The 25,891-nt window shown below is 66.5% G+C and carries 28 protein-coding genes; 7 read left to right on the top strand and 21 right to left on the bottom strand.

The window, feature by feature from the left end; translation table 11 throughout:
• The first annotated feature begins 1,563 nt into the window (after nt 1-1,563).
• Nucleotides 1,564-2,274 carry a VOC family protein gene (locus tag KIF24_RS24350; protein ID WP_221086015.1) on the top strand — a complete coding sequence of 237 codons (711 nt, stop codon included), beginning with the start codon at nt 1,564-1,566 and terminating at the stop codon, nt 2,272-2,274.
• Nucleotides 2,275-2,366: 92 nt separating this feature from the next.
• Here the strand turns inward: KIF24_RS24350 and KIF24_RS24345 are convergent, their stop codons facing one another.
• The gene (locus KIF24_RS24345) at nt 2,367-3,041 is read right to left on the bottom strand and encodes a TetR/AcrR family transcriptional regulator (protein ID WP_221086014.1); all 675 of its coding nucleotides are present in this window, start codon (nt 3,039-3,041) and stop codon (nt 2,367-2,369) included.
• A 123-nt stretch (nt 3,042-3,164) separates the two neighbouring features.
• Between KIF24_RS24345 and KIF24_RS34170 the strand changes: the two genes are divergently transcribed.
• Nucleotides 3,165-3,545 (top strand): MFS transporter, encoded by a 381-nt coding sequence (locus KIF24_RS34170; RefSeq protein WP_221086013.1) that lies wholly within the window; start codon nt 3,165-3,167, stop codon nt 3,543-3,545.
• An 81-nt stretch (nt 3,546-3,626) separates the two neighbouring features.
• Here the strand turns inward: KIF24_RS34170 and KIF24_RS24335 are convergent, their stop codons facing one another.
• Complete coding sequence (locus KIF24_RS24335; protein ID WP_221086012.1) at nt 3,627-4,484, bottom strand: ADP-ribosylglycohydrolase family protein; 858 nt, start codon at nt 4,482-4,484, stop codon at nt 3,627-3,629.
• A 119-nt stretch (nt 4,485-4,603) separates the two neighbouring features.
• Between KIF24_RS24335 and KIF24_RS24330 the strand changes: the two genes are divergently transcribed.
• The gene (locus tag KIF24_RS24330) at nt 4,604-4,792 is read left to right on the top strand and encodes a hypothetical protein (RefSeq protein ID WP_221086011.1); all 189 of its coding nucleotides are present in this window, start codon (nt 4,604-4,606) and stop codon (nt 4,790-4,792) included.
• Nucleotides 4,793-5,043: 251 nt separating this feature from the next.
• On the opposite strand, the gene KIF24_RS24325 is transcribed toward KIF24_RS24330, so the two are convergent.
• From KIF24_RS24325 to KIF24_RS24315, 3 genes are all read right to left on the bottom strand, one after another.
• Nucleotides 5,044-6,012, bottom strand: a complete 969-nt coding sequence (locus tag KIF24_RS24325; protein ID WP_221086010.1) for an ADP-ribosylglycohydrolase family protein — start codon at nt 6,010-6,012, stop codon at nt 5,044-5,046.
• An 89-nt stretch (nt 6,013-6,101) separates the two neighbouring features.
• Nucleotides 6,102-7,394 carry an MFS transporter gene (locus KIF24_RS24320; RefSeq protein WP_221086009.1) on the bottom strand — a complete coding sequence of 431 codons (1,293 nt, stop codon included), beginning with the start codon at nt 7,392-7,394 and terminating at the stop codon, nt 6,102-6,104.
• Between the two features lie 332 nt (nt 7,395-7,726).
• Nucleotides 7,727-8,683, bottom strand: a complete 957-nt coding sequence (locus KIF24_RS24315) for an ADP-ribosylglycohydrolase family protein (RefSeq protein ID WP_221086008.1) — start codon at nt 8,681-8,683, stop codon at nt 7,727-7,729.
• Between the two features lie 137 nt (nt 8,684-8,820).
• On the opposite strand from KIF24_RS24315, the gene KIF24_RS24310 reads away from it, so the two are divergent.
• From KIF24_RS24310 to KIF24_RS24295, 4 genes are all read left to right on the top strand, one after another.
• Nucleotides 8,821-9,942 (top strand): FUSC family protein, encoded by a 1,122-nt coding sequence (locus tag KIF24_RS24310; protein ID WP_221086007.1) that lies wholly within the window; start codon nt 8,821-8,823, stop codon nt 9,940-9,942.
• Between the two features lie 120 nt (nt 9,943-10,062).
• Nucleotides 10,063-10,563, top strand: a complete 501-nt coding sequence (locus KIF24_RS24305) for a MerR family transcriptional regulator (protein WP_407940009.1) — start codon at nt 10,063-10,065, stop codon at nt 10,561-10,563.
• A 78-nt stretch (nt 10,564-10,641) separates the two neighbouring features.
• Nucleotides 10,642-12,237 carry a peptide chain release factor 3 gene (locus KIF24_RS24300; RefSeq protein WP_221086006.1) on the top strand — a complete coding sequence of 532 codons (1,596 nt, stop codon included), beginning with the start codon at nt 10,642-10,644 and terminating at the stop codon, nt 12,235-12,237.
• Between the two features lie 102 nt (nt 12,238-12,339).
• Nucleotides 12,340-14,490, top strand: coding sequence for a HelD family protein (locus KIF24_RS24295; RefSeq protein ID WP_331461396.1), 2,151 nt, complete (start codon nt 12,340-12,342; stop codon nt 14,488-14,490).
• A 205-nt stretch (nt 14,491-14,695) separates the two neighbouring features.
• On the opposite strand, the gene KIF24_RS24290 is transcribed toward KIF24_RS24295, so the two are convergent.
• The 16 genes from KIF24_RS24290 to KIF24_RS24215 form a co-directional block, all read right to left on the bottom strand.
• Nucleotides 14,696-16,519, bottom strand: coding sequence for a recombinase family protein (locus tag KIF24_RS24290; protein WP_221086004.1), 1,824 nt, complete (start codon nt 16,517-16,519; stop codon nt 14,696-14,698).
• 137 nt (nt 16,520-16,656) lie between these two features.
• Entirely contained in the window at nt 16,657-18,084 is a 1,428-nt protein-coding gene (locus KIF24_RS24285) for a tyrosine-type recombinase/integrase (protein ID WP_221086003.1), read from the bottom strand.
• Complete coding sequence (locus tag KIF24_RS35195; RefSeq protein WP_221086002.1) at nt 18,084-18,260, bottom strand: helix-turn-helix domain-containing protein; 177 nt, start codon at nt 18,258-18,260, stop codon at nt 18,084-18,086. The genes KIF24_RS24285 and KIF24_RS35195 overlap by 1 nt, the downstream gene beginning before the upstream one ends.
• 70 nt (nt 18,261-18,330) lie before the next feature.
• Entirely contained in the window at nt 18,331-18,933 is a 603-nt protein-coding gene (locus KIF24_RS24275; RefSeq protein ID WP_221086001.1) for an ImmA/IrrE family metallo-endopeptidase, read from the bottom strand.
• A 189-nt stretch (nt 18,934-19,122) separates the two neighbouring features.
• Nucleotides 19,123-19,512, bottom strand: coding sequence for a helix-turn-helix domain-containing protein (locus KIF24_RS24270; RefSeq protein ID WP_221086000.1), 390 nt, complete (start codon nt 19,510-19,512; stop codon nt 19,123-19,125).
• Nucleotides 19,513-19,597: 85 nt separating this feature from the next.
• On the bottom strand, nt 19,598-20,308 hold the full coding sequence (locus tag KIF24_RS24265) for a DUF2637 domain-containing protein (RefSeq protein ID WP_221085999.1): 711 nt from the start codon (nt 20,306-20,308) through the stop codon (nt 19,598-19,600).
• A gap of 55 nt (nt 20,309-20,363) precedes the next feature.
• On the bottom strand, nt 20,364-21,212 hold the full coding sequence (locus KIF24_RS24260) for a replication-relaxation family protein (RefSeq protein ID WP_221085998.1): 849 nt from the start codon (nt 21,210-21,212) through the stop codon (nt 20,364-20,366).
• 142 nt (nt 21,213-21,354) lie between these two features.
• A complete protein-coding gene (locus tag KIF24_RS24255; protein ID WP_221085997.1) occupies nt 21,355-23,574 on the bottom strand; it encodes a type IV secretory system conjugative DNA transfer family protein in 2,220 nt (739 codons plus the stop codon).
• Entirely contained in the window at nt 23,571-23,747 is a 177-nt protein-coding gene (locus KIF24_RS24250) for a hypothetical protein (RefSeq protein WP_221085996.1), read from the bottom strand. The genes KIF24_RS24255 and KIF24_RS24250 overlap by 4 nt, the downstream gene beginning before the upstream one ends.
• A gap of 160 nt (nt 23,748-23,907) precedes the next feature.
• Complete coding sequence (locus tag KIF24_RS24245; RefSeq protein WP_221085995.1) at nt 23,908-24,090, bottom strand: hypothetical protein; 183 nt, start codon at nt 24,088-24,090, stop codon at nt 23,908-23,910.
• A 16-nt stretch (nt 24,091-24,106) separates the two neighbouring features.
• Nucleotides 24,107-24,661 (bottom strand): MT-A70 family methyltransferase, encoded by a 555-nt coding sequence (locus KIF24_RS24240; protein ID WP_221085994.1) that lies wholly within the window; start codon nt 24,659-24,661, stop codon nt 24,107-24,109.
• Nucleotides 24,649-24,786: a hypothetical protein gene (locus tag KIF24_RS24235; RefSeq protein ID WP_221085993.1), complete on the bottom strand. Its 138-nt coding sequence runs from the start codon at nt 24,784-24,786 to the stop codon at nt 24,649-24,651. Before KIF24_RS24235 ends, KIF24_RS24240 begins: the two co-directional genes overlap by 13 nt.
• Before the next feature lie 50 nt (nt 24,787-24,836).
• The gene (locus KIF24_RS24230) at nt 24,837-25,031 is read right to left on the bottom strand and encodes a hypothetical protein (protein WP_221085992.1); all 195 of its coding nucleotides are present in this window, start codon (nt 25,029-25,031) and stop codon (nt 24,837-24,839) included.
• Entirely contained in the window at nt 25,019-25,237 is a 219-nt protein-coding gene (locus KIF24_RS24225) for a hypothetical protein (protein WP_221085991.1), read from the bottom strand. Before KIF24_RS24225 ends, KIF24_RS24230 begins: the two co-directional genes overlap by 13 nt.
• Nucleotides 25,234-25,509, bottom strand: a complete 276-nt coding sequence (locus KIF24_RS24220) for a hypothetical protein (RefSeq protein ID WP_221085990.1) — start codon at nt 25,507-25,509, stop codon at nt 25,234-25,236. Before KIF24_RS24220 ends, KIF24_RS24225 begins: the two co-directional genes overlap by 4 nt.
• 10 nt (nt 25,510-25,519) lie before the next feature.
• Complete coding sequence (locus KIF24_RS24215) at nt 25,520-25,813, bottom strand: hypothetical protein (RefSeq protein WP_221085989.1); 294 nt, start codon at nt 25,811-25,813, stop codon at nt 25,520-25,522.
• Nucleotides 25,814-25,891: the final 78 nt, after the last annotated feature.

Below are 25,891 nucleotides of genomic sequence, written 5' to 3'. Positions count from 1 at the left end.
AGGCGGCGTGCCTCCTGACTCCGCACTCGTCAGGTGGTCGATCGCTGGAGGTGGGCCGACTCTGTTCGGGACCTGCCTTCGAGGCGTAGCTGCCTGTACTTGTGCGTACGCCGACAGTTCCGCCGGGCTGTCCGCAAATCTGTGCTCGGGTTCCGTGTCTGCCCGGCCGGAGCCGGTGGAATGAGTAGACTTTCAGCTTCGAACGCGTGTGCCATCTGGGGGTCATCAATGCGCAACCCTGAACCTGTGGACCTTGCCTGGGTCTTCCGCCCTGATCGCCACGACGCTGCCGCAGAGCACGCCGGCAAGCGGGTCCACTCGGTCGGCGCGTTAGTGGATGAGAGTGGGCGGGTCGAGGTGGTCCTAACCGACGGAGAGCGGGTGCGAGCGCGGCGTCACGACGTAGTTCCTGGTTGAGTCCGGACCTCGCGCCCAGTGCGGTGTGATCGTGTCCGGGGATAGGTCCTGCACCCGTCTACGAATAACAACTATCGGTTCGTCGCCGAGCGCAAGCGGAATCGCTTTCTTCTCCGAGGATGCCGCTCCTTTCTAGGATGGTTGGCGACTCAACGGCGGAAGCCGGACCGCCGTACAGTTTGGCAAGGTTCCGCTTCCGTTTCCGCCCCCGTTGCCGACTGCTGCGACCCCATCGGCATCTGCTTCCGCTTCCGGGTTAGGAAGCTTGTGTGGGTGCGACGTCAGCAGGAGGAACGATGCCGAAGATCCATACGACTACAACGACTACATCGAGTAAACGGATCGACCAGGGGTGCCCACCGGCCTGCTTGCAGGGTAGCGGGCGCCGTCCGGTGCCCAAAGATGCCGACGACCAGCATTCGTTGATGACTCGTCGCGACAATTGCTGCCTGAAGGACCTGCCCGAGCGGTGCTTAACTCGCGCCATTGGGAGCGGTGGACAGCCTGGCATGAAGGTTCCCACATTTTTTGTGCTCACGCGTGCGCTCACACACCAAGATCAAATGACCCTGACCAGTCGGTATGTGGCGGCATGGGACGGCACTCGGTGCGAAGAGTTTTGGCTGCTCAGCGTACATGGCGGTACGGGCTGGTAGGGCGTGACAGAATCGTTACCTTACTGGCAGTGTGGGGGTCAGGGGTTCGAGTCCCCTCGGCTCCACCCTTGTTTACGCAGGTCAATCGGCATTGGTTATCGACCAATGCCGATTGTTTGTGATCTCGTGGTCACAGCCCTGGTCACATAGCGCCCCACACTGCACTTCGACGACTCGTGTTGAGACTTCGTCAGAAACCGCCTCTGAGCAGGGATCTACTACTGTTTGGCTGCCCGGACCCTTGTTGGGGCGAAATGTGGCACGCAGAATTGTGTGGTACCCGGGTGCCGGCCCGTACCGTCAGATGCGGCCTGGCCGGGCGCTGGCGTACCCGAGCTTCGTCGGCTGAGCTCTGGCCCGCAGCCGATGGTCATGGGCTTACGGGAATAAGGTCGCACCTGTTCGCCACCGGAGACAGGGTGGACCTGTGAGGACTCGGCGCTCGGCGGCCAAGGTGGTCTCTATTGGTGCTGGCGGTGAGTTCTGCTGGATGGATGTGAAGACCAGGGACACTCCCGGCACGGCGACGTTCTTCTCGGCGTTGCTCGGTTGGCGTTTCGCCGTGGATGAGTCCGACTGGCGTCGTGCCACGGTCATCACGGTTGGCGAATTCCCGATCGGTACGGTCAGTGACCTGGCGGCGCCGATCTACCCACCGGGGACCCCGGCTCACCTGGCCTTCTACCTTCACGTTGATGATGTCGATGAACGAGTGGCGGCAGCGGAGGCCGGTGGCGCGGACGTTGTTGTCGCTCCCTTCGATGTGCCGGGGCAGGGACGTCTCGCCACCTTGATCGACCCTTTCGGTGCGGCCGTTTCCATCTGGCGTCCGACTCCGGCCGTTGGATGGCGGCATCCGGTGGCCCTGCCGATGGCCCCGCACCGGATGGTGCTCAGTTGTCCGCGTCCGGGGTTGGTCCGTCGCTTCTATCGGGCGTCGCTTGGCGCCGACCTGCAACACGCCGACTTCGTCCCGATGCCTGACGGCGCTACCTCTCCTGGACAGTGGCAACTCGTCATACCTGTCCCCGACCTCGCCGCCATCGCGGATCGGTTCGCTCGGTTCAGCGACAACGCTCGGGAACTATCGATGGATCCGCAGCTGGGGGCACTGCGGGTGTCGACCGATGAGGGCCTCAGTGTCTACGTGGCCCCCCCGCCCGCGAGTCGAGCCGCAGCGGCACTCGCTAGAAGGGCCTGACCATTTTCCCGACCCGGAGGTCGTGTCGAGGTGGCTGGTGGTGTGTCTGCGCCGCAGTTGCGGCGGAGGTGACATGGGCTGCTGCCGTGAGGTCATGCCGTGTCCTGGGCTCGTGGCCGGTAGCCGTCGAGGAAGGCGGTCACGCCGGTGGTGATGATGACCGTGGTCTCGGCTGGGGGTAGCGGGACAGCCCCGTGGTAGGAGGCGGTGTCGATGGCGGCGACGGTGAGCAGCAGATAGTGGCTCGCCGCTCGCTCGGAGTCGGAGACCCTCAGCGTGCCCTGTCGTGCCATGGCGGCGAGGCGCTCGGTGAGCGCTGCCACCACTCGGGCCGGCCCTGTTTCGTGCCATGTGTGGAGGGTCGCTGCGGGTACGTGGTTCGCTTCGATGTTGATCTGTCGGACCATGGCGAAGTGGTCGGCGAACTCGGCCTGCGCGGCGACCCAGTCGTGGGCCAGCGCGACGAGGCCCCGATGTGGTGGTGCGGCCGGGTCGTTGAGGTGAGCGGCGATGAGTTCGGTGAGGGTGTCGGCGACCCGGGTCGTGCTGGCGGTGACCACGACGGAGAACAGGTCGTCCTTGCCGTCGAAGTGGTGGTAGATGGTCCGGGTCGACACTCCGGCCTCGGCGGCGATCGCGTCGATACCGGCCCGGGCGTATCCGTCGCGGCCGAAGACTCGTCCTGCGGCGGCGAGGATCGCCGCGCGCTTGCCGGGCCGGCCTCGGCGCATCTGCGGCTTGGTCGTGTCTGTTGCTTCGGACCGCACGGTAGGCCCTCCCTATCCAATCTGCCACGACCGTTGTACTTTAGCGGTCATGCGGGTCGTGACCATCCTCAGTCCTGCTGCTCCTGTCGCCTGCTGGCTGGGCCCGACCTGCCGGTCGCGGCAGTGACCGGCACCGGCGGCATCACCGCACCCGTCCGGACCGACCGGACCCGTTGGGCGGCGGTGGTGACGTTCGGGACGGCCACCCTTGTCGTGGCGTCCGAGTCGAGCATGGCAGCGTTCGTGCTGCCGTCGGTGGCCGCCGAGATGGACGTCTCCGCGTCGGCGACGACCTGGGTCGTGCTGGCGTACGCTCTGCCGCTGGCCGCGCTGGCGTTGCCTGCCGGCCGGTGGATCGACGCCGCCGACCTGCGCCGCGTCTTCGTCTTCACCTTGGTGGCGCTGGGGCTGGCCAGCGTGCTGGCGGCGCTCGCGCCGGCGTTCTGGGTGCTCCTCGTTGCCCGTGCGGTGCAGGGGGTGGCGTCGGCTGTCTATCATTGGTGACCCGACAGGGACGTTCGGCGGATACCAGCACCTTCAGCACCTCGCTGGCGGCGTAGGCGAGACACACGGCGGCGGGCTCGGTCAGCAGGAGCGCAGCGTTTGCCGGCGAGAGGCGAGCGCGACCAGTGCGTCCGAGGCGTCGCTGATCGCTGCGGTGCGGGTGGTGTCGCGCAGCCAGGTGTGGGGGAGCGCGGCTGTTCCGGCGTACGCGCCGGCCAGTGCGGCGGCGATGCCAGCGCTGGGCGGGTCGGCGACGGTGGCGGCGAACGGGGCCGCTGCGTCAGGCGCCGCCGGGTGTCTCAGGAACGCGGCCACGCCGATGCTGACGCGGTCGCGGTCGCTGCCGTCAGCCAGTAGGTGGGCGGCAGCCTGGTCGGGGTCGCGGTCGCCGAGGGCGGCGACGCGGGCGAGGCGTTCGGCCAGGCGGTCGTCGGCGGCCAGGTGTGCCAGGCGGTAGCAGAAGTCGAAGCGGTCCACCTTGCGGGTGCTCGCGGCGCGGTAGGCCATCGCCACGGCGTAGGCGACGACCATGCTGGCTTGCTGGGCCGTGGCATCCCCACCTAGCACGGCGCAGGCCAGCCGAGCGCGTCGGCCGAGGTCTCCGAGTGGTCCGGGCAGCAGCCCGGCCGGCACGGCGCACAGCAGGTGGACGCCGTCCCTGATGATGCCCCGCGCCGCCGCGTCGTTCCACCCCCACGCCACGGTCAGTGCGGCCATCAGCCCCTCGACATAGCTCGGCGGCTCGTCGCAGGTGTCGGGATAGGCGGCGAGGTGCCGTGCATGGGCGACGACGCGGGCGGCAGGCTGGTCGAGCGGCCCCGTGGGCCAGGTGGCGGGCAGGCGGGCAGTGGGTGTTGTGGGCGGGCGGTGGACGGCCGCGATCAGGCAGCCGCGGCTGCGGTCGCGCAGCTGTGCCATCGGCAGGCCAGTGGATGTCATCGGTCGACACTCTACCTTGACGTGAGGGTTGCTGGCCTGAGGTGCCGTACTATCGGCGAACCCTTACGTCAGGGTAGATTTGTCGGGTGGGTGGGTGCCCGCAGAGCAGGGGAGGCGTCATGACTCAGTTCTTCGTGTGGCTGACCGACGGCAGCCTGCTGACTGTGCCGGCTGACCGGTGCCGACACGACCGGAGGGTCGTGACCTTCGAGCGCCGCAGCGGCTCCGCCTGTGCGACCCACTGGCGGGAGGTGTCGGTGTTGCGGTGGGAGGACGTGCAGCGGGTCGAGCGGTTCGAGAGTCGATGACGGCCGCTGCTGCGCCGTCGACGGTGGATCAGCCCATGACTCGGCGAGGCGATGACTCACGGCCGTGGCATCGGTCGCTGCCGGGTGTGCCCGGCCCGGCTCCCGCATGGCTGCCATGGCCGCGGCGACGGTATGCCTGGGGTCGGTCGCAGCGGACGACCGTACGCCGCGCGGCCTCGGCGGCGTCGTTTAGCGACGCAGGTACCGGCAGCCGACGGCACGGGGCGGCCGGCGGCGGGGCGCCGTCCGGGTCACCCCCGCCGCGTCCCGGCAGCTGTTGCGGCGAGTTCGGCTAGGGCGCTGGCCGCCGTCCAGACCCGCGCTGCGCCCTCCAGCCTCAAACCCCACATGACGGGGAGGTCCTTCTCCGCGCGGCGGGCCCCGCACAATGCGCCGGTCATGGAGGCGATGGTGTCGGTGTCGCCGCCCAGGCCGATCGCGAAACCGACGGCAGCGGGGGTGTCGTCGGGTTGGCGTAGGAAGGCAGCCAGCGCGGCGGGCACGGCCTGAATCGCCGCGACGCCGTTGCCCACCGCGCCGGCCACGTCGGTGGTGTGGGCGCCTTGGGCGACGAGCGCGGGCACCCGTCGCAGCGCGCTGCGAAACTCGGCCGTGTGCACATGTTCGCAGAGCGTCGCGACCATCCATTCGGCGTCCAGCGGTGTGTCCTGAACCGAGAGTGCGGCCAGGGCGGTCGCGACCGCCTGCGCCGCCGCGCCGTCCACGGCCTGGGGGTGCTGGTGGGTGACTGCCGCGGTCCGGCGGGCGCGTCCGGCCACCGCGTCGAGGGCCAGGCCGGGCAGCAGACCGATCGGGGCGACACGCATCGCCGCACCGTTGCCGAACGAGCCCTGCCCATCGAACAGCTCTGCGGCGGCTCGCCGCCACGGGACGCCGCGGGCCAGCTCGGCGTAGAGCTGGGCGGCACCATGGCCGTAGCCGCGCTCAGGGTCGCGCGCCCACTCCCGGGCGAGTTCGTCGGCGAGTTCGTCCTCATTCACCGTGCCTCGCCTGCGCGTCAGGTGATCCGCCACGACGAGGGTTGAGGCGGTGTCGTCGGTGAACCGCACGAGCTGGGTCGACTGGTTTATCCAGTCGTCGATCTCGGCCCGGTCCGCCGGTTCCCGACCCTCGAACGGCGCGCCGAGAGCGTCACCGCAGGCTGCCAGCACCATCGAGCCGCGTACCCGGTGCGACCAGCTCAACCGCGCTCGCAACATCCCGCTCACCACCTTCCGCCGCTGAAGACCATACCCTAACGCAAGGGTAGAGTTGCTGAGGTGTCCCCGGTGCGGCTGGCAGCCAGGGGTCATCGAGCCGCCGCCGACCCCTGGGGTCGCTGAGGGAGGCCGCGCTCGTGGGCCGGCAGTGGGGCCAGGAGCGCGGCGGCGCCCACGGCCAGGGGTAGCGCCGTACCGATCAGCAAGGCCCCGTTGTAGCTACCGGTCAGGTCGTGTCCGAGGGCGAACAACACGGGCCCGAACGCGGTCGAGCCGACGTTGACGGCGGTGACCGTCCCGCGGATGGCTCCCAGATGCGCGACTCCGAACAGGCGCGGAGTCAGGGCCGCCTCGGCCGTGCGGATGGCGCTGGAAGCGGCACCGATGGCCATGCCGAACCCGAGTGCCGACCAGCCCGGCGTGACCTGGGTCGCCCAGACCAGCGCTGCGGCCAGCCCGGCCATCGCGGCAAGGAGCACGCCGCGAGGGTTGGCGCGGTCGACAATGGCGCCGACGAGCAGAGTCATCGCGAGCCCCGCGAGGGTCTGCGGCAGGAAATTTGCCGCTGCGGCCGCGGTGGTGAGTCCTCGTTCGGTGAGCAGGCTGATCTGGTGGAACGCCACGGCGGTGGTGAGCAGGCCGGAGGTCGCGACGCTGCCGCAGAGCACCCAGAAGTACGGCGTACGCAGCGCCTGGCGGTGGTCGAGGTCGGCGACGTGGCTGCCTGCCGGGTGGCTGTCCGCCGACGCGCCGTCGACCTGTTGGCCGATGTCCTCGGGACGGTTTCGGATGCCGAGCAGCGCGATCGGGATGACGATCGCCCACACGAGAAGCCCTTCGACAAACCAGGCGGTACGCCAGCCGTGATGGGCGATGAGCCGTTCCAGCAGGAGCGGGGCGAGTGAGATCCCTGCGGCGCCCACGGCGGAGACGAGCCCCAGCGCGAAACCCCGCCGACGCCGGAACCAGTGCGCGGTGACGGTGGTCGCGGCCAGACCGAGTGCGCCCTGTCCGGCCATCCGGATACCGACGAATCCGGCGGTCAGCCCGATGATTCCCGACACGGTCGACAGTGCGATCAGCACGGCGCCGAACACTGCCGCGATGATCAGCATGCAGCTACGTACCCCGTGGCGGTCGATCATCCGGCCGATGGCGGGCAGGGCCGCCGCCCCGGTCAGGGTGCCGATGAGGTACGCGGTGGAGATCGCCGACCGGCTGATACCGAGGTCGGCGATGAGCGGGTCGACGAAGGCGGACACCGCCACGGTCTGGCCGGGTGCGGTCATCGCCAGCGCCACTGCGGCGTAGCCGACGATCCGCCATCCGTGGAAGCCGCTCGTGGGTTCGGGTGCGGTTGTGGAGCGCCAGGTGGTGGTCACAAGCCTCACTGTGGTCGGCGCGCGCCGCGACGCGCGGGCGTCCCGCCCCGGTCGCACGGGTCGGGCGGGGATGGGTTGTCACTGCGGTAGGACGATCATGTCAGCGGCGGACGGTCGCGCCACCGGTGGGACCGCCGGGTCACCATTGCCTGCCGATCGGCTTCCACCCTGCCCTGCCGGGCGGGCGACGTCGCCCCGGGGAGGCGGGAAGGTAGGACAAAACCCGTCACCCCGAGGCGTCGCAGCGCCGGCCGTACGATCAGCGCTCCGCGACCCTACTCTAACGTGCGAGTGTAGTCTGGGTGGGGCGACGCGACGGTGTGATCTGGTGCTCAATACGCGTGTGGACCGCGGTGCTGGCGTAGCTCCAGGTTTCTGGACCGGGCTGGCGTCAGGGCGTCGGCGACCTCGGTGATCGGGTCGCGGCCCTGCAGACGACGCAGCCACGGTGCGGGCAGCAGCGTGCCGCCGCACCGGGCTCCGGCGATCGCACCGGCCATTCCCGCGACGGCGGCGCTGCCGGCGTTGAGGCTGACGGCGTAGCGAACGACGGCGGCGGGGTTGTCGGGATGGCGCAGGAACGCCGCCACGGCCGCCGGCACCAGGGGCATCACCGGATCCTGGGTGGGCGCCATCCGTCGTGCGAGGTCCTCGGCGGTGAGGCTGCCGAGGGCGGCCACCGCCGTCACGCGCTCGGCCAGTCGGATCTCGGCGGCCAGCTGCGCCAGTCGCGAGCCGAAACCGAGCCGATCCACCGGCGTGGCCGTGTCGCTGGTGTAGGCCGCTGCCACTGCACACGCCAGCACCACCGCCGCCTCCCGGACGAGCGGGCCGTACCCATCGGGAATCCCGGTTCGGACGATCGCGGCGACCCGATCCGACGACAGCGGTAGCAGCCCGACGGGCACCATCGCCAACAAGATGTCAGCAACGGGCGTGCCCGCCGGGATGCCTTCGGGTCCCGGCCACGGCCTGCCGTGCGGCCGCAGCTGGCCGCCGAGCGCGTCGTCCCGCTCCCACCGGTCCACCCACCGCTCGGCTATCGCGGTCACCGCATCGACCGGCCGACCGTCGGCACCGGCCAGGTGCCGGGCATGTTCAAGCATCACGGCGACAGGTTGCCCGGTGTAAAGGGGGCCACCGGCGCGGGCAGCCGCATCGAAATCGTCACCGTCCGGCCGGTCCTGTCCCGCGAACGGCACGCCCAGCGCGTAGCCACAGGCGGCGGCGAGCAGGCAGCCGCGCACCCGCAGCCGGGCCCGGTCAGGTGAGATCCACAGGTCCGTCACCTGACAACCCTATCCTCACGTGAGAGACGAAATGAAGTGAGTGCTCATCGGAGCGAACTGGGACGATCCAGTGCCATCCTGGCTCTCCCGATGCCTAGCGTGTGAGCCGTGACAGAGCCGGCGGTGGAGAAACTCGGATGAGCGGAAGCGCCGTACGGCTCCGAGCCCGGACGGCCGACATCGCGCGGGAACGGTGGCAGCGGCTGCGTGCCCTGGCGGTCGTCGTGGTGCAGACCTCGGTGGCCGCCGCCGTGTCCTGGGCGGTGGCCAGCCGCGTCGTCGGGAATCCGGAGCCGGTCTTCGCCCCTATCTCCGCAGTGATCACGCTGGGAATATCCACCGGGCAGCGATACCGACGCGCCGTCGAGTTGGTCTTCGGAGTGGCGTTGGGCATCGCCGTGGGCGATGGACTCATCTGGTTCGTCGGCACCGGCGGCTGGCAGATCGGGGTGGCGGTGGCACTGGCGATGGGCGCGGCCGTGGCAGCTGGCGGCACGGCAGCCGTGGTCGGCCAGGCGGCAGCCTCGGCGGTGCTGATCGCCACCCTCACCCCGCCCACCGAAGGCATCTACTTCTCCCGGGTCGTCGACGCGCTGATCGGTGGCGGGGTCGCGCTGGTGGTGATGGCGGTGCTGCTGCCGGTCAACCCGCTGACCGTGGTGTCCCGGGTCGCCAAGCCCGCTCTCGGCGTGCTGATCGACGGTCTGCACGGCGCCGCTCGCGGCCTGCGCGAGCAGGACGACGGCCCCGCCCACGACGCTCTGGTGCTGCTCAGTGAAGGTGAGGACAAGCTCGGCGCGTTCCATGAGATCCTGCCGCAGGGGCAGGAGGCGGCGACGATAACTCCGCTGCGCTGGCACGCGCGCAACGCTCTGCGCCAGTACCTCGACGCCGCCGAGTACATCGAACGGTCGATCCGTAACGCCCGGGTGCTCGCCCGACGAACGGTGACGCTGTTGCGCGACGGGGAACCCAGCCCGCCGCAACTGGGGGAATCGGTGGCGGCCCTGGCGGAGGCGGCCAAGGTCATCCGCCGTGACCTTCGTCGTGGACGGGCACCTCAGGAGGCAGTCGATCTGCTGTGCCGGGCCGTGCGCGAGGCGAGTGCCGCCTACCGGCAGGGCGTGGGTTTCTCCGGCAACGTCGTGGTCGCCCAGGTCCGCGCGATCGCCACGGACCTGCTCGGCACCACCGGCCTGACCCACGACGAGGCCGACCGCGAGGTACGCCGGGCCGGCGGTCTCCTGCACGACGGTTGACACCCACCCCTGCTGACCCTTCCGTGAGGGTAGAGTTGTGGCTCAGGCTGGCGGCCCGCCCGCATCAGGCCAGGACGTGTGCTCGGCAGGTTGCTGTCGCTCGCGGTGGTGCCGGCTAGCCTGAACGGCAGTCGACCGGTGGGCGCCACCGGCTTGCGAGCGCGATCGGGAGGCGGGACGGAAGCGATGGGTGACGGTGCACTGATGCAGATCGGCGAGGTGGCCGAGCGGACCGGGCTGAGCCTGCGCACGATCCGCTACTACGAGGAGGTGGGCCTGATCGTCCCCTCCGCCCGCAGCCAGGGCGGCTTCCGCCTCTACACCGACGCCGACGTGGACCGGCTGCAGGTGGTCAAGCGGATGAAGCCACTGGAGTTCACGCTGGAGCAGATGCGCGACCTGCTGGCCATCGTCGATCGACTCTCCGCAGGCGCCCGCCTGTCCAAGGCCGAACGCGAGCGACTGCTCGACACGCTCGCGGGCTACCGCGAGGCTGTCCACGAGCGCTGCGCCGCGCTGCGGTCGCAACTCGCCACCGCCGAGGGGTTCGCTGCCACCCTGACCGGCCACATGGAGACGCTGCAATCGCCCACCGTGTCCCGCGCCACCACCAGCACCTGACCTTCCACCTACCCCCAGCGGACAACCCTAACGTGAGGGTATTGTTCGGGATCGGATCGAGCAGTAGGAGGTGAGTAAGTGCCGTCGGCGGCAACCATCACCGGCGTCGCCGCCGAGGCGGCCCGACGGCGCACCTTCGCGGTGATCTCGCACCCTGATGCCGGCAAGTCCACGATCACCGAGGCGCTCGCGCTGCACGCCCAGGTCATCGGGGAGGCCGGCGCGGTCCACGGCAAGGCCGGCCGTAAGGGCGTGGTCTCCGACTGGATGGCGATGGAACAGCAGCGCGGCATCTCGATCACCTCCGCCGTCCTGCAGTTCGCCTACCGCGACCTGGTCGTCAACCTGCTCGACACCCCCGGCCACGCCGACTTCTCCGAGGACACCTACCGCGTCCTCACCGCCGTGGACTGTGCCGTGATGCTCCTCGACGCCGCCAAGGGCCTCGAACCACAAACCCTGAAACTTTTCGAGGTCTGCCGCGCCCGCCGGATCCCCGTCATCACGTTCATCAACAAATGGGACCGCCCCGGCCGCGAACCCCTCGCTCTGCTCGACGAGATCGAGCAACGGATCAAGCTGCGACCCACGCCGGTCACCTGGCCGGTCGGCATCGCCGGACAGTTCCACGGCATCGTTGACCGCCGCACCGGTCAGATGACCGCCTTCCGGCGCACCCCCGGCGGCGCCACCGCGGCCATCGAGGAACAGCTCGGCCCGGAGCAGGCGGCCCGCCAGTACGGCCCCGACTGGCGCCGCACGGTCGAGGAACTCGATCTGCTCTCCCTTACCGGGGCCGACCACGACCAGGCGGCCTTCGCCGCCGCCACCAGCACCCCGGTCCTGTTCGGCGCCGCGGTCGCCAACTTCGGCGTACGGCAACTGCTCGATGTCCTCGCGGCCCATGCCCCCGCACCGGGCCCTCGTCCCGACGTGGCCGGCACCCCGCGACCCGTCGACGCACCCTTCGCCGGCTTTGTCTTCAAGATTCAAGCCAACATGAACAAGGCCCACCGCGACCAGTTGGCCTTCATTCGGGTCTGCTCCGGGCGGTTCACCCGTGGCATGACCGTCACCCACGCCGCCACCGGTCGCTCCTTCGCCACCAAGTACGCCCAGCAGATGTTCGGCGCCAACCGGGAGACCATCGACGAGGCGTACCCAGGCGACGTGATCGGCCTGGTCAACGCCACCGCCCTCGGCATCGGCGATACCCTGCACGACGGTCCGGCCGTGACGTTCCCGCCGCTGCCGTCGTTCGTCCCCGAGCACTTCGCCGTGCTGCGCGCCGCCGATTCCTCCACCTTCAAACGCTTCCGTCGCGGCGTCGAGCAGCTCGACGCCGAAGGCGTCGTCCAGGTCCTCCGCTCCGACCGCCGCGGCGAGCAGGCTCCCGTGCTCGCCGCGGTCGGACCGATGCAGTTCGAGGTCGCCGTCGCCCGCCTCGACGCCGAGTTCGGTGTCACCACCCGACTGGAACACCTGCCCTACCAGGTGGCCCGTCGCACCGACCCGGCCAGCGAGGAACGGCTACGCGCCGTTCCCGACGCCGAGGTGCTCACCCGGGTCCGGGACGGTGCCTTGCTGGCCCTGTTCACCAGTGGCTGGCGCATGCGGTCCATCGGTGACAGTCGACCTGGCCTCGCCCTGGACCCCCTACCCGCCGCCGGGTAGTCCCGCATCCCGCCACTCTTCGCCGCCGGTGCCACCCAACTCTTATCTTACGTTAGAGTGGTTTACCGCCAGGAACCTGAACCGGAGAGCGCCTTGACAGACGTGCAGACACAAGACGAAGCAGAGCGTCAGCATCTCGCCGAAACCGTACGTCTGCTGGCGACGGAACTGGAACGGGTTACCAGCACCATCGACAGCTCAGCCAGTGCCATCCAGGGGCACAAGGAACACATGTGGGCGCACTGGCGTGACATGGACGGTGTCGAGAAGGCCAACGTCCGCGTCGAGGTCAACACGTCGGTCGCCCTGGCCGAGCACGCGGTGATAGTCAAGAAGCGCATCCAACGGCTGCTGAATTCGCCCTACTTCGGCCGGGTCGACTTCCGTGCGATCGGCGAGGCGGACGCCAAGGCCCACTACATTGGCGTACACAGCTTCTCCGACCCGAAGACGCGGGAGATCGTGGTACACGACTGGCGCGCTCCTGTCTCCAGCCTCTACTACGACTTCGAGTCGGGGAAAGCATCCTTCGAGGCTCCGCAGGGCGTGACCGACGGCGAGATCACCGCAAAGCGCCAGTACAAGATCCAGGACGGGCGCCTGGAGTACATGTTCGAAAGCGCGCTCAACATCGGCGACGACGTCCTGCAGCGGGAGCTGAGCCATTCGGCCGACGACAAGATGAAGAACATCGTGGCGACGATCCAGCGGGAACAGAACGCGGTGATTCGCAACGAGACAGCACAGGTGCTGATCCTGCAAGGGGTGGCGGGCTCCGGGAAGACCTCGATCGCCCTGCACCGGGTGGCGTTTCTGCTCTACCGGTTCAAGGACACCCTGTCGTCCGACAACGTGATGATCCTCTCGCCGAACAAGGTCTTCGGCGACTACATCGCCAACGTGCTGCCCGAGCTGGGTGAGGAGCAGATCGCGGAAATCGACTTCAACACGATCGCCGCGAGGTTCCTAGCCAAGATCACGGAGTTCGAGACCTTCAGCGAGCAGGTGGCCAAGCTTCTCGACCACGTCGATGAAGCGGCGGTCAAGCGCATGCGCTACAAAGCCACGCCAGAATTCGTCACTACTCTGGACGCATGGATCACCGCGCGACCGGACGAAGAATTCGTACCGGTCGAGGTCGTGCACAAGAACCGACGACTCGCCGCCAGGTGGGTCGCGGCCACCTTCGAAGAGTCGCCGACCCTGCCGATCTTCACCCGGCTCGACCTCCTGGCCAACACTGCTGTCCACCTGCTCAAGCAGCAGGTACTGGACAGTGGTGGCAAATGGACGGCCAGCGACACCGCCAGTGTCCGCAAGCAGATCCTGTCCATGTTCCCCTACAGGGACGCGCTCGCCATGTACAAGGCCTTCTACGCCGACCCTGCCCGCCGCGGCCTGTTCAAGCCGCTCGGTCGGAAGAAGATCGAGTACGCCGACGTGTTCCCGCTGATCTACACCATGATCAGAACGGCTCGCCAGGAAAGCTACGGCCACATCCGGCATCTGCTTATCGATGAAATGCAGGACTACACGCCCATCCAGTACGCCGTGGTACGCGAGCTGTTCTCCTGCCGGATGACGATCCTGGGCGACTCCAACCAGTCGGTCAACCCGTTCAGCTCCTCGACACCGTCGACTATCCACAGCATCTTCCCGGCAGCCGACCGTCTGGAGCTGCGCAAGAGCTACCGTTCCACCACGGAGATCACGGGATTCGCCCAGCGCATCTCAAGGAACGACAAGATCATCCCGATCGAGCGCCACGGCCGACCACCCCAGCTCGTGGCCTGCGCAGACCAGAAGGACCAGGAGGCACAGATTCTGGACCTCGTCGAGCAGCACCAACACAGCGACCACCGTTCACTCGGAATCATCTGCAAGACCACGGCTCAGGCGCAAGCGCTTCATCGGGCCCTGTCCGAGGCCGGCGTCGAGCTGACGTTCCTCGACTACGACAGCACAGAATTCGCCGGCGGCGTCATCATCACCACCGCACACATCTCCAAGGGCCTGGAGTTCGACACCGTGATCGTCCCGCACGTCACCGACACGAACTACACCAACGAGATGGACAGATGCATGCTCTACATCGCCTGCACCAGAGCCATGCACGAGCTGCACCTGACCCACAACGGGCCTCTCTCACGCTTTCTGGCATTCGCCGTCGAACCCGCGAGCGGTCCCGTCGAAACCTCACAGACGAGCACTTCCACCGCCGGTGCCGGGGTGGGCTCATCCGACGGCAGGTAGTCGCCCGAGCCGCATTCCGGGCGGCAGCCCGGACGGGGTGGAACGAAGCCTCCCACACTGAGTGTGGTCACGTCGGTGGTCACACACCAAGATCAAAGAGCCGTGATGGCGCGGTATTCAGCGACAGGCGGCGTCATTTGGCTATTGAAAGTTGTGCCTGCTCAGGGCGGGTTCCGGCATTCGGCGGTACGGCGTGACAGAATTGTTACGATACTGGCAGTGTGGGGGTTAGGGGTTCGAGTCCCCTCGGCTCCACCAGAGTATGGATGTTCGAACCCCGGCCACGGTCAACGTGACCGGGGTTCTGCATGTCGGCAGGTAGCGGGCCGTTCGGGCGCTGTATGGCGTCCGAGGGCCGCACCACTGCCAGGTTGGCGCTCTGCGCCGGGTGTCGGCGTGGCTGGCGGCCACGCCTTGCCTGCTGGGTGTTTTGGTTCGTGTCGTCGATCTCGGCCAGTTGTTCGGTGAGGTCGGGTGCGAGGAGCTGAGCGAACGTCTCGGTCAGGTCCGCGCCGTGCACCTGGTCGTCGATGATCCAGAAGCGGACGAACACGGCCTGATTGAGTTGTCGGCGGACGTCCGGGGTGGCGCTGAGGTACAGCCGGTGCGCGTTGGCGCAGAGCAGCAGTGCCTCCTCGATCACCCTGAGAACGGCGTCAATCTCGGTGGAGCAGCGTTCGATGATCTGCTGTGTACCTGCCAGTTCCCGCGCGATGCGTTCTTGCTCGGACTTGAGCAGGTCGAGCGGGATGGCTTCGGCGTAGCGCATCTCGATCAGCTTGAGCTGTTCGTTCTGTAGATCCTTCTTGCGCTTCTCCTGTCTTTCTAGTTCGGAGCGGTTGCCTTGCTGGCGGCGTACCAACTCGGCCATGACCTCTTCGCGGATGGCGGCAACGCGGGCGTCGGAGAGCTGGACACGGGTCCAGTAGTCCGCGACCGATGCCTCCACGTCCGCGATGAGCACCGCGGGCTGGGTACAGGTACGGTGACGGGCGCGACCGATGCAGTAGAAGTACGGATACACGGTGCCCCAGCGGTTCTTGGCGTTGGTGACGCCGAGCCGACCCCTGCATCGTCCGCAGAAGATCGACCCCTTGAGGTAGTGCGGGTGCCGTTGCGGCTTGTCCCTGGCGGCTGACCGCGCCGTTCTTACAGCTTGTACTTGCTCGAAGGTTCCGGTGTCGACGAGCGCCGGGTGGCGGCCCTCGTACCAGATGCCCTCGAACTTCACATAGCCGAGGTAGTAGCGGTTAACGAGCATCTTGTCGATGTGCTGGATGCTGACTGGGCGGGCCGGTCGCTTGCGGCTAGCCGGGATGCGGAGTCCCCGACGCTCCAGCTCGTCTTTGAGCTGGCTCATGGTCCACTCGCCGGTTGCGTAGGCGCTGAACATCCACTGGATGAGCGGCGCTCGGTCTGGATCGATGGCTACGGTGCGGATCTCGCGTCCGTCGACGTGTTCGCGGACGTTGCGGTAACCGAGTGGGGCGAGTCCTGGTGTGCCACCGAACTTGGCCTTTTGGCGCATACCTTTCATGGCCTCCATTGCGAGGTTGGCGGAATAGAACTCGGCGATGGTCGCCATGATGCCGTGCAGGAGCCTGCCCGAAGGCGTCTCGTCGATGTTCTCCTTGGAGGAGACGAATTGTGCTCCGGCTTGCCGGACGGCAATGTTGATGAGCACGTCGTCTTCTCGGTTACGAGCGAGCCGGTCTACCTTGTCGACGATGACGTAGGAGATGTTGCCCAGTTCGCGGACGAACTGGAGCATGGCTTGCAGTTCGGGGCGGTCGGCGGCCTTGGCGGACTCAGCTTTGTCCATGAACTCGGCCACGATGACTGCACCGAGCTGGTCAGCCTTCCGCTGATTGGCCTCGCGTTGGGCCGCGAGGGACAGTCCGTCTTCGTTGTAGTCGGTCTCGGTCTGGGCTCTGGTGGACACCCGTAGATAGCTGACGGCAAGTTTCATGCCGTCCGGCAGCGGTTGCCCGAGGTCGAGCCCTTGCAGGACGTCGAAGAGTATGCGCATCGCAACCCCTTCCTTCGTGTGCGAATGTGCGAGTACGGCGGATGAAGGTCATCACGCCTCCTTTTCAGGTTGATGGAAGGAGAGGGAGCGCACCGAGTACGCCGGAGGACCGCGTCCCTTGTGGTTTCGTAACGGACTCATCCGGTGCTCCCTTCGCGGGTAGCTATCGGGTCTGTGTTGTCGGCATCGGGTTTGACGGCTAACTTGACGGCAACGCAGCCGAGAATCCACGCACGTCTACGGCCTCGTACAGCCAAATTTATAGAGGTCAGCCGGTCTTTAAGACTGGTGCTGTTCGAGCTCCAAAACCGAGGGTCGGGGGTTCGAATCCCTCCACTCCTGCCATGAATAACAGTAGTCAATGAAGCAAGCTTCCGCGTGTAGCGTGGTTGCTGACGGCTAATCTGACGGCTACGACTGCCGTCACCCACGAACTCCTGCTGCGAAAGCAGGAGTTTTTCGATGCGCCCGAGACTTTGGCGTCGGGACTCCATATCGTCGTGCTGGTAGATGCTCTGCGTTGTTGAGATGTCGGCGTGGCCGAGGATGAGTTGGGCGTCACGGGCTGGCACTCCAAGGTTCTTTAGTAGCGTCGCTGTCGTATGACGAAGGTCGTGTAGCCGGATCGTGCGGAGACCGTGTAGCTGGCAAAGGCGTTCGAAAGAGCGGCTGAGGTTTCGCGGTTCGATCGGTGTTCCTGCCCCGGACATGAACACAAGTTCGAGCTGGGCTTCGATTCCTGGACGATGGAGTTCTTGCTGGGCGCGATGGGCGACGATCAGTTGTCGCGTGAAGCCGAGAAGCGGCAGATCCCGCTTCCCAGCCTTCGTTTTTAGTGGTGCTTGGTATAGCAAGCCTTTGACGCGTTGCAGCTGTTGCCGTATGCGTATTTCGTTGGCGTCAAAATCGATGTCTTGCCAGCGTAGCCCAAGAGCTTCGCCTCGGCGTAGGCCGTACAGCATCATGAAGGCGAAGATCGGATAATGCGCGCTGCCTGTCACTGCTTCGAGAAACTTGGAGGCCTCATCGACTGTCCACGGTTTGATCTCCCCGGCTTCATAGGTGGGCAGTGTGATGAGTCGCGCTACGTTACGGCTAGTCAGTTCTTCCCGCTGCGCGTTTGTAAGCGCGGCACTCAACACCTCGCGCATGATATGTGCAGCCCGCACTGAGCACCCCTGCTCTAGCTTCTGGTTAAAGAAAGATTGGACAACGGGTACTGATAGGCGTTCTAGCATCTGGGCGCCGAGGCTGGGCTTGAGATGGAGACGAACCGTCACCTCATATCGGCTATAGGTTGTGAGGCGTCGATTGGCACACACGACGTTCTCAAGCCAGTATTCAAGATAGTCGCCTACTCGCCAAACCTTGTCGGGCATGGGAAGGCCCCTCTGCGTTTTGGCTACGGTCTCGGCCAGCTTGTCTCTGGCCTCTGCCCTGGTGCGGGCGTACACGCGGACGCGCTTGGTTCTCCCGCTGGTTGTCGGGAGGTAGACGGCACCCTCATAGCGGCCATCACCGCGCCGGTAGATGGTGCCTTCACCGTTGGCTCGTCTGCCTGCCATCACGCATTATCCTCGCTTAGGCGGTCGATGAGTAGACGTACCGACTCGACGGGTACAACGCGGCGACTGCCGATTTTGATGGTCTTGAGCTGACGGGCGTGTATTAGGCGGTAGAGCGTCCACTTGCTGATTTTCAGCATCGCACAGGCCTCATGGATGGTTAGCACGGCGGGCATCGGAGCCTGTTGGCTCTGGTCGGATTCCGATCGCGGTTTCAAGCGTGTGTACTCGGGCAGCTTGACTGGCCTAAGCCGTAGCGCTGGATGAGCATAGGTTGCGGAAGTCATTCTTCTCTCCTTTTGTTAGTTTGTTCGTGGCCGCTGGGCGTGTGGTTGTCGTGCGTGTTTGCTTGGTGCCGAGGTGCAGCGTGGCGTTCCTGACGAGCCGCGCACTGCGCTGGTATGCCTTGCGCGATGCCCGTTGCCAGCGATACTTGATCGGCCGGGTACTCACCTTCGTTTGATCCATGCGAACCTCGATAAGGCTCTCGGATACGTCGAAGTGACTCGCGAGTTTGGCCGGGTCGCGCAGCCCGTCATCCCAGGCTTTGTATAGCCACTGACGGGGTACGAGAACGCAGCCCGCGAAGTAGTCGCAAATGCGTTCGGCTAGGTCTGGTGGCATTGCCGCTCCACGGGGCCATCTTGGGTATAACTCCTCGCGGAATGGATCGTCAAGTATGTGCTTGTACTCGTGGGCCAGGGTCGAGCGACAGCGCCAGAGACTGTCGTCGGCGTTGATCTGGACGTGCCAGTGGTCACGTACCCAATCCGTTGCCCCGGAGAGCGGCAACTCTGGTAGTACCTCAACCTCAATGTCGGGCAACTCGGCGATCAGCTCAACTTCCACGCTCGGTTTCGTTATGCCTAAGAGTTCGAGTAGCTTGACTGCTTGGCGCTCGGCTACCGTGCGTGCTTCGGACTCACTGAGCGGTCGGCCGAGCAGGTTCAGTGTTGCTGTTGGTATGAGCGACCTCACGGCGTCGGTTATGGTTGATTCTAGTTCTGGCATTTACCCTCCTTAGTAGGTCCCACCGCGTTATGATTGATTCGTTCTCTCAGCAATGCCGCGCTGCTGGCGGAGTCGCTCGAAGTGTGCGTTTAGCTGGCGGGCGTCTTCGTCGGTCATGTCGTACTTGGCGCGGAGATAAGGCAAGTAGGCTGGCAGTTCAGGTGCTTGGTAGCCAGCCAGGGCGCAAAGGTCGTTGTAGTCGAGGCCCAGGTATTTGGCGATGCGTTGCAGCTTCTCGGGCGACGGTTGCTTGAAAAGGCCTTGTTCAACTCGGTAGATATAAGACTGGTGCATGTGTAGTTGCTCGGCTAGCTTGCGCACCGACATGCCATGTCGCTCGCGTGCCTGGCGAATTGTCTCGCCAAGCGTCACGGGTATCGCGTTGGCTGCGTCGTTTTTGTTTTCGGATTTACTCACGATGTCCCTCCTTTCTTTGCTTGGTTCTAATTTGATTATTAAGCTAGTTGTCGCTTTTTGGGAACGGTAGAATTTACAACAGGAATCATCTGTTTGTGCTTGTGCCTTCTTTTAGTTCGCGCAGGAGCGCCGTAGCCCGCTCGGTACTGACGCGTAGCACCTTCCGCAGCTCATCGCGGGTAATCGGTCTGCCATGCGCGGCGCGGTACGCGTTGTCGGCCGCCTGTGCCGCTGCGAGCTGCCGGTCTTCCTCGTTCGGCGGTACTGCTTCGGCCTGCGGTCGGCCGGTAGGCCCGCTCTCGTCTTTGGCGGCGTCCTGGTGATCGTCCTCGACAGGACGAGGCTGTTCTGCCGCTGGAGTGGCAGATGGGACCGGGATGGCCGGTGGCGGCAGTTGCTCAGGCTCGCCAGGACGAGCCGGGGACACTGGTACGGGTTCCTCCTGTCCCCGCAGGACGGCCAGGTGTGACAACAGCCCGAGTACGGCGGGCGGTACGGCACCGACCAGGACGACGATCACCCACGAGATGGTGAGCACCTGGGCGGCGATCAGGTGCCAGACGGCGTTGCCGATGAGCGACAACCCAATGGCCATGATTGCGTTCCAGCGGGCGAAGCGTCGCGCCCGCTCTGAACCCGTCGAGCCGGACAGCCAGATCCTTGTGGCGGTCATGGCGTAGGCGTCCACGGTCAGCGGGAACAGCGGCGACAGCGCCTCGGGCCAGCCGGTTGCCGCCGCCAGCGACTGCAACCCCGAGAACGAGCTGACGGCCGCCGAGATGGCCGTGACGGTCATGCCGAGGATGACCCACCAGTCACGCCGGGGCGATGCCCCTGCCCTACTCATGCGCTCACCCCTCGTCCGGGGCGTACAGCACGTTTACGAGGGCAGCGGGGGCTGTCTCGTGGAGAGTGATGGTCAGCAGCTCGTCGGCAGGTTCCGGCAGCTTCGGTAAGAGGCCGCACATGACGTCGAGCCGGTAGCCGTTGGGCACGGTCACCAGGACGCGCGGCAGAACGCCATCCGGGCCGAGCTGCCCCCGGTGGGCGAAGTCGGTATAGGCCAGGAACTTGCCGCGCAGGGTCGGAACGGCTTCGGTGGCGAGATCGACCTCGATCCACCAGTGATCGGTGACGTCCGCGTTGGCGAGAGCGACGTAGGCGTCGGGTTTCATCCAACCGCCCGAGCCGTTGGGCCACCAGGCGGCAGGCTCGGCAAGGAACTCGCCGACGGTGAAGCCGTCGACGCGGGAGCGTTCGACCAGCGAGACGTACAACTCGGAGACAGCCAAGGTGTGCTGGACGAACCGCTGACCCGGTTCACCGGGGCGGCGGATGCGCTCTTCGTCGTGGCGGAGGTTGCGGCGCAGGCGCAGGAGCCGTTCGCCTGCGGTGTCGAGGGCGTAGGCGAGCTGGCCGGAACCGTGGAGTCCGCCGCCGATGCGCCGGGGAAGCGGCAGTAGGACGCGCCAGTCCACCAACCGCTTGAGCACCCGCCAGCGGACGACGGATCGGCTTTTGCCGGTGAGTTCGGCGAAGTGCAGTCGTTCGAGCTGGAGACCAGTCACCAAGCGAAGCCGGTTGACCGTCTCCATGACGTTCCACTCGCGTTCGGTCAGTTGTTCGGCCAGCGCGACGACGAGCCCTGACCGGGCACGACGGCCGAAGGCCGGAGTGGGCCGGGAGGCGCGAGGAGTCATGCCGAGTCCTCCGGGGTTATGAGGACGAGGCATTCCGTCGGCGTTATCGAGCCGAACGAGGGTCCTGATTTCGGAGAACGCGAGACGAGGTGCCGAGCGATGCCAACGCCGAAGCCAATAGCGAGACCAACAGTCAGACGGATCATGACGAGCCTCCCCGCCGGGTCCGGCCGATGCGCCCACCGCTTGTGTTGCCGGTCTCGACGCGCGAGCGCAGCGCAGCCTCGACGTCCGCGCGAGGCACACCGAAACGCTCCCGGCTGGCGCGCGCCAGCTCGCGCGGATCACGTAGCGCATCGGGGAGCGGTAGCGTCTTGCCCGTGACCGGGATGCGGGTCTGCCCATCGACGCAGGGTCGCATGGCGATCTCGTAAGCGTCCAAGCCCATCAGGTCGGCCGCGCTGAGGGCGGGCGAGTAGCGCTTCTCCAGCGCACGGGCGTCGTCGTACTCGCACTGGAAGACGATCTGCGAGCGAGCCGTGCCGAGCACGGCCGCCTGAACCTGCTTGGGGAGCTGGTCAAGGTACTGGTGGGCCAGCACCAACCCGAGACCGAGCCCGCGGGCCTGCGCCAGCATGTCAGCCAGCTCGTTGCCGCTGCCGAGCCGTAGTACGTCCTGGAACTCATCGAGGTATGCCCAGACCGGCCGCCGCCGGGCGGCTGGGATGGCGGCTCGGGCGAGCGTGGATTGCCAGAGCGCAGCCATCAGCAGCGAGCCGAGCAGGTGCGCCGTCTCGGTGCCGACCGTGCCCTTGCTGAGCGGTACGAGGATGACGCGCTTGGAGCGGAAGACCTCCGCCATTTCGATGCCGGTGCTCTGGCCGAGCATCAGCCGCAAAGAGGTGCGGGTGGTCAGGGCGCGCAGCTTGTTCAGGCTCGGGCCGATGACCTGGGTTCTCTCTCCGTCGCTCATCTGCTCATAGGCGTTCCAGAACGAGCGCACGGTGTCCGGCACGCTGGTCTGAGCGGTGATGTAACGCCGGAACGAGGGGTTCATCAGCAGCTCGGGCACCTCACACAAGGTGAAGGCCGAGCCGTCCAGCGCCGTGGTGTGCGTCAACGTCAACAGCGCGGTACGCAGCACGTCACTCGTCCTCGGCCCCCAGGACGAACGCCACAGCTCCGAGAAGACGTGTACGACATGATCGACGACCAACTCACGCTCGTGCTCGTTCTTGCCGACTTGCAGGACGTTGAAGCCGACCGGGAAATCGGTTGAGGACGGATCGAGGACGAGCATGTCCTTCGTCCTGCCGTCCGGTACGCGAGCCAGTACGTCGTCAACGAGGTCGCTCTTGGGGTCGATGAGCACCAGGCCGTCGCCGCGCTCGATGTCCTGCCGCACGGCGTTGGCGATCAGCGTGGACTTGCCGACCCCGGTCGGGCCAAGCACGTGCAGATGCCGCAGCCGGTCGTCGGGCTTCAGGACAAGGTGACGGCCTTGACTACTGGGGTAGTTCGACTCAGCCAACGCGGTGCCCCGTGCCGCCATGCCCTCTGCCGGTGGCAGTTGGCGGGCCCGGCCGATATCCAGGCCGGGCATATGGGTGTTGCCGAGCGGGAAGCTCAGTACGCCCACCGCTTCCTTGGCGTTGAGTCGGACCGGCCAGACCGTGATCGGCAGTGCTCGCGCATAGACCCGCGAGGCCACGATGGACGTGGGCAGTGACCGGCGCACCGTGGAGACGCCAGCCGTATCAAGGACACGGAAAGCGTTGGTGACTTGGTTGAGGAGGCTGACCGCGCGAGCCATCGTCGGTGCGGTTACGGCGACGCGGCCTACTGCGGCGAAGACCGGCGCGGCGTGCTTGTTGCGGATTGCGCGGGCGATGTCGCCGGAATCCCCACTACTGGGGAGCACGGCGCGCGTGCCGGACAGAATCCATTGCACGCGCACGACTTCGCCGCGAGCAAACGGGTTGAGCCCGGACAGCAGCGCGGTAATGGCCGCCTCGGCGCGTTCGTGGGCGAGGGGCCGTGCTGTACTGGTGAGCCGCAGCTCGCTTGCCGCGCGGACAGCCGGTCTTGCGCTGAAGTGCTCGGGTGCTTCCTCAACGCGAACGCCAGGCAGCGCGGAACGTATCTGCGCGAGGAAGCCCGCTTCCTGCCCGACCGGTAGCAGCACGTAGTAGCCGATGCCCTTGTGGGTGGCGACCAGTTCAAAGGCAACAGGGCGTCGTCGGCTGGCTGAGGCCACCATGCCCAGCCAGGCGCTGACCTGATCGGCGGTGAGGCCCTGCGCCGGGCGAAGCCTGTAGGCCACGAGCTGACGCCGCCATGTCTGCGCCTCCATCCAGCGGGAGCCGAGAATCAGGCCGAACACGGCCGCGCCGCCGAGGGCGATGAGGAACGTGAGCATCATGCCGACCGCTCCTCACCGTGCGCCGCCTGGCCGTCGTCCGGTCCGTCGGCGGGCTCGCTCTCGGCACACATCTGATGCAGAGCAAAGGCGATGATGGCGTCGGCGAAGCGCTCGATATCCAATTCAGTGCGTCTTTGGCCGACGACGCGGATTTTCTTTCGAGGTTTGTCCATAGGGAGCCTTTCTGAAGACTAGAGGTAGTAATGTCGCTCGGGCGTGGCGAGAAGCCAGTGGCACGAGCTAGAGAAACCAGAAACACGGATACGCTCCCCTTCTTTTACTTATTGAGCCGTTGACGACTGTGGTCAAGCCGTAGAAACAACAGCACTTTTGCTACCTGCGAATACCCCTGAAGACCACCCAGTAAATGACGCCCAGAACAACCAGCGTTACCAGCACCGGGACGAGTGGCGCGAGCAGCATGTACGCTGCCCGCGCCACTCCGGCCACCAGGAGCACGAGCACCAGCGCGGCGAAGACTCTGCCGAGCGCCTTGCCGAACATGCCCGAGTCCATGACTAACCTCCTTTGACTACAGCGCCACGTCGCAGGTGACCTCGTTGCCCCACACGTCCCAGCCAGGACGCGGACGACGGGCGAACAGTTCGAGATACGGCCCTGGTGAGCAGCGCTCGATAATCGCGTACTGTTCTTCCGGCTTGTGGCTGTGTTCCTGGACGGGTGCGTAGAACCACGTGCCCTGTGAGCGGAATTGGATCGGCGCGCGACCACGAATCCCGAATAGCAGGTGCTCGGTCTGGCTGCGCAGGTAATTGCCGAGCCCGAACCGCGGCTTGATCCACGTCAGACAGCTTCGGTACGCAAAGTCCCACGCCTCCATGACCGCGATGCCCTCGAAAAAGTTCGAGTTGGTCACCCACAACCACAGATGTGCGTCGTCCGTGGCGAGCCGATCGACACGCAGGGCGCAGATCTCATCCAGCGACATGAGCGGGTAATGGCGGATCGCGCCGAGCTTGCCGACCTGGTTCGTCTGCCAGGGCGGATCGGCAAGGATGGTGCGGTACTGGTTCGGCGTGGCCGGGCGCTCGATCGGAGCGCCCGGCCCGTTGCTCACCTCCGGCACGCCCACTCCTGGGAGGTGGCTTCCATGTCCAGCGCCCGCAGCTCCTCCAGCAACCGCCGCCGCTGATGCCGGCACTTCTGCGGCTGCTCGGGGTCGGCTTGGCGCAGTCGCCGCCAGTTCTTCATGAGCGACTGGTAACGCCGCCGCTGAGAAGCCCGCGCTGGGTGGTAGCGGCTCATTTGTGCGTCGCTCTGGCTCGGGCAACGCGCCGGGCGTCGCGCTCCTCGGGGGTCAGCTCGGGCTTGTTTCGCTCCAGGCGAGCGAGCACCGCCCGGCCGACGAGCCGCAGCACGACCATCACCAACATGGCGATGTTGAGCGCGTACAGCGTTTCGAGCTGGTCGGCCGTGATCTGGGTCAGGTCGTCCATGCGGGATCACCGCTCTCAAGGTCGGGTGGTTCGCCCACCAGGGCCGGGAGGTTGGTCGGCTGCTGTTCGGCACGCCGCAACGCGGCCTGGATGGCGCGGCCCTCGACAGCGCAAGCCCGCAGGAACGCCACGAACGGCTCCGCGGTGAGCAGCGCCAGCGTCACGCCGTGGATGGCCAGCAACAGGTAGTAATCGGTAACGGTCATTTGGTGATCCCCTTTCGGAGGTGGTGTTCGCGGGCGAGCTGCTCCATGCGCGTCTGTGACCTGCGGTAGGCGGCGTCGAGTTGCTGTTTGGCTTTGGCCGTCTGCACGCGGATTTGCCGCATGGCGAGCCAGTGCCGGAGCCACATCCAGGCGAGGCGCACAGCGACGCCGAGGATGACAAGCGGCACGATCCAGGCCCAGTAGGTGACGAGCACCCAGATGAGCAGGCCACAGAGAACGAGAGCGAGCACGAGCAGCGCGATGAGGTCCATGTCCGCCGCCTCAGTACTGGCGGTACATGCCGCGCTGGATGGTCATGGCGGCCAGCACGAAGCCGACTTCTTCCTCAGCCAACAGGCCATTGAGGAAGTCGTCACCCCGGGCCAGCAGCCGCCGGTGCCGGTCGAGCGCCGCCGTGTTGTTCATGGCAGCCGCCGTGAACTCGGCCAGCCCGTCACCCTGAGCCAGCGCCACGGCCGCCTCACGGCGGGTGCGCTGGAGGTCGCGGGCCAGAGCCCGGCCGCCGGGGGTGAGCAGGGACGGCGGACTGTGGCCGTAGGGGTTGAGTTGGGTCATGAGGGCTCCTTCGCTCGTGGGGGCGGAGGAAGTTGGCCTCCGCGTCCGACGAGAAAAGGTTGCTTGACCAGGGCCGAT

It is taken from the genome of Micromonospora tarapacensis, assembly GCF_019697375.1.
GTDB classification, from domain to species: Bacteria; Actinomycetota; Actinomycetes; order Mycobacteriales; family Micromonosporaceae; genus Micromonospora; species Micromonospora tarapacensis.
The sequence above is the reverse complement of the archived record's forward strand: the minus strand, read 5'-3'. Positions and strand labels throughout refer to the sequence as shown.